Consider the following 1302-nt stretch of genomic DNA (forward strand, 5'->3'; position numbering starts at 1 on the left):
CTTTTGAAACTCTCTGCTTATATTCATAACCGCAAAAATAATCTATATTTGTGTCCACACGATAGGAAGCTTCGGGACGAACCGCCGTATACGAGACCCGCTTGGTTTATCCTGAGCGAAGCCGAAGGGTACGGTGGTGTACTCAGGTTAATATTGTTTTTTTTGTTTTCGTGAATATAAATATTTGAGAGGCGCACTCCGTTAGTTTCTAGCGGAGCCGTCTACTCGATTGGCAGATGCCTTTCTTTTTCCTGTGTAGTTTTTAAATACTATTTTGGATATTATATAGTTCAGACATTTTATAAAATTTCATATTATTATTTTTTACATAATTACATATTTCGATAAGTGTTTGAAATTCTGTTTCATAATCAGCTTGTACAGTTTCAACAGGTTTGTGTGCGTAAAAAATTACTATTTTATTGTTGTTTTTTGCATATTGTAAAAGGGATAAAAAATAAGAAACGCTAAAATGATAATAGCTTTTATCAATTCCTAAACCGAATACAATTCTATTTCCGCTGTAATAACAATTTTGAGATGATGGAGCAGAATTCCCATAGGTTGTTCCTCTTAATATCTGAAAGTTGTTAAATAATATGTTGTCAGTTGAAGTACTTCTTGCTCCATATGGATATGCAAAAGATGTTGTTGATAATGAGTTATTATCCATTAAATTTACCATCGGATAAATTTCTTGATTTAAATATTCGGTAACTCCGTTATTTGCAATAAATGTAGTTGCGTTTAAATGATTTAATCCGTGTCCACCAATTTCGTGTCCATAATTTTTTAAATCTTTTAGTTTGTTGATTTTGTCATTGCTCAACTGATTAAATTTTGTTACAAAAAAAGTTGCTTTCCAATCGTAAACTTCCAATATGTTATGAACTTCAACCCAGTTATCTACATAATCGTCGTCAAATGAAATTACGACACCTGGCGCATAATTATTCTGATTGTTAATATTTTCATTACTATCATCACTACAAGAAACTAAAAGGAAAATTATAATTATAAAAGCATATTTTTTTAACTTCATATTATTTGGTTTTGAAAATTTTTTTTGATTTCAATTTTCGTTATTTAGGCGCAAGGTTTCTGCCAACGTCTTGCTAGTAGGCGATGGTCGGGGTTAATAATTCTTATACTTCGGATAATCACTATTTTTCCAAGTACAAAACCAACTTTGGTTAAGCCTAAATCCCCGACTATTGCTTACTAGCTGTGTGTGCCTTGCATGCACTTCCAATTCCTCAAAAGTAGGAATTTTATCTAGAGGGTGCAAGTCCCTTATCGGCA

The 1302-nt window shown here is 32.3% G+C and carries 1 protein-coding gene; it reads right to left on the reverse strand.

All coding sequences use genetic code 11. The features are described from left to right. Nucleotides 1-262: 262 nt before the first annotated feature. The gene (locus FNW38_RS17345; RefSeq protein WP_143386500.1) at nt 263-1042 is read right to left on the reverse strand and encodes a polysaccharide deacetylase family protein; all 780 of its coding nucleotides are present in this window, start codon (nt 1040-1042) and stop codon (nt 263-265) included. Nucleotides 1043-1302: the final 260 nt, after the last annotated feature.

It is taken from the genome of Flavobacterium gawalongense (genome assembly GCF_007097265.1).
In the GTDB taxonomy this organism is placed as follows: Bacteria; Bacteroidota; Bacteroidia; order Flavobacteriales; family Flavobacteriaceae; genus Flavobacterium; species Flavobacterium gawalongense.

Coding starts and splice junctions, on each gene's coding strand:
- FNW38_RS17345 (WP_143386500.1), bottom strand. CDS start 1,042: ATGAAGTTAAAAAAATATGCTTTTATAATTATAATTTTCCTTTTAGTT.